The sequence below is a fragment of the Pseudoalteromonas sp. TB51 genome (assembly GCF_000498055.1).
GTDB classification, from domain to species: Bacteria; Pseudomonadota; Gammaproteobacteria; order Enterobacterales; family Alteromonadaceae; genus Pseudoalteromonas; species Pseudoalteromonas atlantica.
This window is the reverse complement of the sequence record NZ_AUTO01000244.1, coordinates 1-6410: the sequence shown is the minus strand read 5'-3', so window position 1 is coordinate 6410 and position 6410 is coordinate 1. Positions and strand designations below refer to the sequence as shown.

The following is a 6410-nucleotide window of genomic DNA, read 5'->3' as shown; positions in this document are numbered from 1 at the left end:
AAGCCAATACACTAAGCAAAACCCATTTGCGGCAGAGCTTGTTACCGTACAAAAAATTACAGGGCGCGATTCTACTAAAGATGTACGCCATGTTGAGATTTCGCTTGAAGGCTCAGACATCACCTACTTACCTGGTGATTCATTAGGCGTGTACTTTTTAAATGATGAAGCCCGCGTAGATGAGCTACTAACACACGCGCAAATCGATTCAGGCACACTTGTAAAAGTGGGCGAAGAGTCACTGCCTATTCGCGATGCATTAATCGAAAAGTTAGAGCTTACTCAGTCATACCCAGGCTTTGTAGAAAAATACGCAGTTGCAACGGGCACGCCAGAGCTACTAAAGCTTGTAGAAGATAAAGCCGCTATGCGTGAGTACATTGAGCCTCGTCAAATTTTTGATGTAGTGGCACAAAATCCTGCAAAAATAGACGCACAAACCTTAGTTGATTGCCTACGTAAACTACAAGCGCGCTTATACTCAATCGCTTCAAGCCAAAGCGAGGTTGAAGAGGAAGTGCACTTAACGGTAGGTTTAGTTGAGTTTGACGCCTTTGGCAGCGAACATTTAGGTGGCTGCTCTGGTTATTTAGCACGCCGTGCTGAAGAAGGGTGTAAAGTTAAAGTATTTAGTGAGCACAACGACAACTTCCGTTTACCTAGCGATGATAATACCCCCATTATTATGGTTGGCCCAGGTACCGGTATTGCGCCATTCCGTGCATTTTTACAAGAGCGTGACTCGCGAGAAGCACAAGGCAAAAATTGGTTGTTTTTCGGTAACCCACACTTTACACAAGACTTCTTGTATCAAGTAGAAATTCAGGGTTATTTAAAATCAGGCCTATTAAGCAAAGTTGACGTTGCATTTAGCCGTGACCAAGCCGAAAAAGTATACGTACAAGACAAACTACGCAAAAACTCAAAAGAAATTTTTGAGTGGCTAGAAGCAGGAGCGCATTTTTATGTGTGTGGTGATGCAAACCGCATGGCAAAAGATGTACACAACGCCTTAGTTGATATCATCAGCGAAAACACCGGTAAAAGCTACGAAGACGCAGAGCAATATTTAAAAGACTTACGTAGCGCTAACCGCTATCAGAAAGACGTGTATTAATCACGTTTCTTATTTTATTAACAGCTAGCAGCCGTCACTGTAACAAATTTAGGATTTAAAATGAGCGAACAAGATAAAAACGTAAAACTTTCTGATAACGAACGTTTGAAAAGAGAAAGTAACTTTTTACGTGGCACCATAGAGCAAGACTTAAAAGATGAAATTACCGGTGGTTTTACAGCCGATAACTTCCAACTTATACGTTTTCACGGTATGTACCAGCAAGATGACCGCGATATACGCCCTGAGCGCGCAAAGCAAAAGCTAGAGCCGCTGCACAATGTAATGCTACGTGCACGTATGCCTGGCGGTATTATCAAGCCTGAGCAATGGCTAGCAATTGATAAATTTGCCGATGAAAAAACAAGCTACGGCAGTATTCGATTAACAACACGTCAAACGTTTCAATTTCATGGTGTATTAAAGCCAAATATTAAAGGCATGCACCAAATGCTTAATAGCGTTGGCATTGACTCTATTGCCACCGCTGGCGATGTAAACCGTAACGTACTATGTACGACTAACCCTGTTGAGTCAGAGTTACATCAAGAAGCGTATGAGTGGGCGGCAAAAATTTCTGAGCATTTACTTCCAAAAACGAAAGCATACGCTGAAATTTGGTTAAATGGCGAAAAAGCAGAAACCACAGAAGAGCCAATTTTAGGTTCTAACTACTTACCGCGTAAGTTTAAAACCACGGTTACTATTCCGCCTAACAACGAAGTCGATGTGCATGCGAATGACTTAAACTTTGTTGCTATTGCTGAAGATGGCAAGCTTGTTGGCTTTAACGTACTTGTAGGTGGTGGCCTTGCTATGACCCACGGTGATACGGCTACGTATCCGCGTAAAGCTGACGACTTTGGTTTTATTGCCCTAGAAGACACTTTAAAAATTGCTGAGCACGTTGTATCAGTGCAGCGCGATTGGGGTAACCGTTCTAACCGTAAAAATGCAAAAACTAAATACACACTAGACCGTGTTGGGTCTGACGTATTTAAAGCCGAAGTAGAAAAACGTGCCGGTGTAAGCTTTGCACCAAGCCGCCCTTATGAGTTTACTCACCGTGGCGATCGTATCGGTTGGGTAGAAGGCATTGATGGCAAGCACCACCTTACGCTATTTATACAAAGTGGCCGTATTTTAGACTACCCAGGTAAGCCATTAAAAACAGGTTGTCGTAAAATTGCAGAAGTGCACCAAGGCGATATGCGCATGACGGCTAACCAAAACTTAATTATTGCTGGTGTGCCTGCCGATCAAAAAGCAGTCATTGAAGAAATTGCCCGTAACCACGGCCTAATTGATGACAAAGACACTGAGCAACGTAAAAACTCAATGGCGTGTGTAGCATTGCCAACGTGTCCGCTTGCTATGGCCGAAGCTGAGCGTTACTTACCAAGCTTAATTGAAAAAACCGAAGCACTACTTGCTAAGCATGGCATACCTGATGACAGTATTATTATGCGTGTTGTAGGTTGTCCTAACGGTTGTGGCCGCGCAATGCTTGCAGAAGCTGGTTTAGTAGGTAAAGGCCCTGGTAAATACAACGTTTACTTAGGCGGTAATTTAGAAGGTACACGCATTCCTAAACTGTACCTAGAAAACGTAGGTGAAGATGTTTACCTAGACGCGTTTGATAAGCTGATTGGCCAGTGGGCAAGTGAGCGAAACGACGGTGAATGTTTTGGTGACTTTGTTATTCGCAAAGGCATTGTTGCTGAAGTAAAAGTATCAGTAACCGATTTTCACGCTTAATTAAATACCCACGCGGAGCGTGGGTGAGGTTTAAAATTGACCATGAGTGAATTTAAAAACATATTACAGCTTGATAAGCAAAGCCAAGCGGCATTGCTTGCAGATGCAAACGGCATACTTGCACCAATGAGTGCGGAGCAGCGTGTTGCATGGGCACTAGAGAACTTACCCGATACAGCTTTTTTATCATCAAGCTTTGGTATTCAAGCGGCGGTCATGCTGCATTTAGTAACATCTCAGCGTCCTGATATTCCTGTGGTATTAACGGATACGGGTTATTTATTTCCAGAAACGTATCAGTTTATTGAGCAAATGACAGCGCGCCTATCACTTAATTTACAGGTGTATAAAGCTGAGCTAAGCCCTGCATGGCAAGAAGCTAAATATGGTAAATTATGGGAACAAGGCGAGGACGGTATTAAGCAATATAATCAGCTTAATAAAGTAGAGCCCATGACCCGCGCATTAAAAGAAATTGGTGCCGGTACTTGGTTTAGTGGCCTGCGCCGTGACCAATCATCGACCCGTGCAGATAAACAGTTTGTTGAGATAAGCCGAGGTACGGTAAAAGTGTACCCGATTATTGAATGGTCAAACCGCGACGTATATCAATACCTTACTAAGCATGATTTACCTTACCACCCATTATGGGAGCAAGGTTATGTGTCGATGGGTGATGTGCATACTACGCGTAAACTTGAGCCAGGTATGAGCGAAGAAGAAACGCGCTTTTTTGGTTTAAACCGCGAATGCGGGCTGCATATTGACGGCGATGGTATTTAAAAAAAAGCGAATGCTAAACAACTATTTAAACGCAACTTAGGTTGCGTTTTTTATTGCAAAAAAATTGCCTGATTAAGTATTTTTTATTAGACTTGCCTTTCAAGGATTCATTTTTAAGCAGGAACGCTATGAAATACTTCACCTACTTGGCAATATCAGTCATGATCATTGCTGTTATCTCTTTGTTTTACCTAAAAAAGCCAGATGGCCAAACATGGCTTTCTAGTTCATCTATTAGTGCTGAATCTCACAAAATTAAAGAAAAAATGGTCGCGTTATCTACCAATACGCTTAATCAGGCAGTGCAAGGCGCAAAGCAAGCAGGCGATAAAATTGCGCAGAGTGTAAACAATGATGCGGCGACAATTAAACCCGGTAGCAAAATTTATAAGTGGCAAGATAAAAACGGCCAATGGCATTTTTCAGATACGCCTAATGCAGATGGCAAAAGTATTGAGGTAAAACTTGATGCCCGTGATGTCACTGTTGTAGCCGCAGAAGACACCTCAATTTTGAGTAGCAGTGCAAGTACCTCAAAAAAGAGTATTCAACCACCTACACCTACCGTTTACAACGCTGAATCTATTCAAAAACTGTTTGAAGATGCCGAAAAGGCAAAGCAAAAATTAGAGCAGCGCAGTAAAGAGATGCAAAGTATAGGTGGGTACTAAATTTTATTGTGCGCTTAGCATTAAAACTTACTTAATATGAGGGGGTTTTTAATCGTGCGGGGTTTGTAATTTGTGAGCTGAGTTACAGCGCCTTCGTTACGCTTAGGGCTTACAGCCCGTTAAAAGCAATACCAAGTTGCAATACTCGTTAATTATTTAGCGCATAAAAAAGCCTAGCGACTGCTAGGCTTTTTAGTTTTAAGTATGTGATTAGTCAAGCATGTTACGTAAAACGTATTGTAGAATACCGCCGTGCTTGTAGTAATCCCACTCTTTAGGGGTATCTATACGTACATCGGCGCTAAAGCTGACTTTTTTGCCCTCAGCATTCGTGGCAATAATGCTCACTTCATTCGTTTTGTCGTACAAGCCTTCAATATCAAACTGCTCTTGGCCAGTTAAATTTAATGATTCGTGGCTCTCACCTTCTTTAAACTGTAAAGGCAGCACACCCATACCAATAAGGTTAGAGCGGTGAATACGCTCATAACTTTGTGCAACCACCGCTTTTACACCTAATAAAAGTGAGCCTTTTGCTGCCCAGTCGCGTGATGAACCGGTACCGTATTCTTTACCAGCTAACACAATTAATGGTGTGTTACTCTTTTCATATTCCATTGCGGCATCGTAAATGCTGGCAAGCTTGTCATCAGGTTGGGTGCGAGTAACGCCACCTTCTGTACCTGGTGCGAGTAAGTTTTTAAGCCTAACGTTCGCAAATGTGCCTCGCATCATCACTTCGTGGTTACCACGGCGTGAACCGTACGAGTTAAACTGCGCTTTTTCTACGCCTTTTTCCTGTAAGTAAATACCGGCTGGCGCTTCAGCTTTAATGGCCCCCGCAGGAGAAATATGGTCAGTGGTTACTGAGTCGCCAAGTTTAGCTAAACAACGCGCCCCTTCAATTGTTGGCACGCCTGGTGGTTCAACGCTCATGCCCTCAAAGAATGGTGCTTTTTTAATGTAAGTTGACCGATCATCCCAATCATAGAGCTTACCATCAGGAATTTGGATTTTTTGCCAACGGCTGTCGCCTTCGTATACGTTGGCATAGCTTTTTTCGAACATTTCTCTGGTTACCGTTTTTTGTACTAGTTCGTTGACTTCGCTCACGCTTGGCCAAATATTTTTCAGGTAAATATCGTTACCGTTTTCATCTTGCGCTAATGGCTCGTTGTATACATCTATGTCTGTACGCCCTGCAATGGCATACGCTACCACAAGTGGAGGCGAGGCTAAAAAGTTCATTTTAACGTCTTGGTGTATACGCCCTTCAAAATTACGGTTACCCGATAAAATAGAGCTTACAACTAGCTTATGCTTTTGAATAGCTTCGCTAATTTCATCTGCAAGCGGGCCTGAGTTACCTATACACGTGGTACAACCATAACCGACCAAGTTAAAGCCTAAGCTTTCTAGGTCATCCATTAGGCCTGCTTTTTCAAGGTAGTCGGTTACCACTTGCGAACCGGGTGCAAGCGATGTTTTAACCCATGGTTTTACATTAATACCCAGCTGTTTAGCTTTTTGAGCCACTAAGCCTGCGGCTAAAATAACACTGGGGTTAGAGGTATTTGTACAGCTTGTAATAGCGGCAATAACACAGGCGCCATCGTTTAGTTCAAATTCTTGGCCTTTAAACTTCACTTTGGCTGCACCCATAAACTGCGCTTCGTCTACCGGTTCATCAGGGTTGGTTGTTGGGCCTTCACTTTCAATGCGCGCTTCTTCAATATCGCTTTTATCACGACGAGCCATACGCTCATCTTGGAAACCTTTTAGGTGCTGGCCTATCACATCACCGGCTTTATCAAGTGTAATTCTGTCTTGTGGGCGTTTAGGACCTGCAAGGCTAGGTACTACATCGTCTAATTTAAGCTCAAGGGTGTCTGTGTAATGCGCTTCGTCGCCTTCATGGCGCCATAAGCCTTGGTGTTTAGCGTAGTCTTCAATCAGTTTGAGATGATCTTCATCGCGGTTCGTTAAACGCAGGTAGTTAATTGTTTCATCATCAATTGGGAAAATACCACATGTTGCACCGTACTCTGGCGCCATGTTGGCAATGGTTGCTCTATCGGCTA

General features: G+C 43.0%; 5 protein-coding genes. 4 read left to right on the top strand and 1 reads right to left on the bottom strand.

The genetic code is table 11. The features are described from left to right. The 4 genes from L650_RS0114110 to L650_RS0114095 all read left to right on the top strand — a co-directional run. The coding region (locus L650_RS0114110) for a sulfite reductase [NADPH] flavoprotein alpha-component (RefSeq protein ID WP_029773512.1) at nucleotides 1–1117 on the top strand (1117 nt) is incomplete at its 5' end. Between the two features lie 60 nt (nucleotides 1118–1177). Then, nucleotides 1178–2875 (top strand): assimilatory sulfite reductase (NADPH) hemoprotein subunit, encoded by a 1698-nt coding sequence (cysI, locus tag L650_RS0114105; protein ID WP_024031990.1) that lies wholly within the window; start codon nucleotides 1178–1180, stop codon nucleotides 2873–2875. 42 nt (nucleotides 2876–2917) lie between these two features. Then, complete coding sequence (locus L650_RS0114100; protein WP_004589442.1) at nucleotides 2918–3658, top strand: phosphoadenylyl-sulfate reductase; 741 nt, start codon at nucleotides 2918–2920, stop codon at nucleotides 3656–3658. 128 nt (nucleotides 3659–3786) lie between these two features. Then, nucleotides 3787–4329 carry a DUF4124 domain-containing protein gene (locus L650_RS0114095; RefSeq protein ID WP_004589443.1) on the top strand — a complete coding sequence of 181 codons (543 nt, stop codon included), beginning with the start codon at nucleotides 3787–3789 and terminating at the stop codon, nucleotides 4327–4329. A gap of 210 nt (nucleotides 4330–4539) precedes the next feature. Here the strand turns inward: L650_RS0114095 and L650_RS0114090 are convergent. Then, nucleotides 4540–6410, bottom strand: a 1871-nt coding sequence (locus L650_RS0114090; RefSeq protein ID WP_029773511.1) for an aconitate hydratase, incomplete at its 5' end; no start/stop codon positions are given.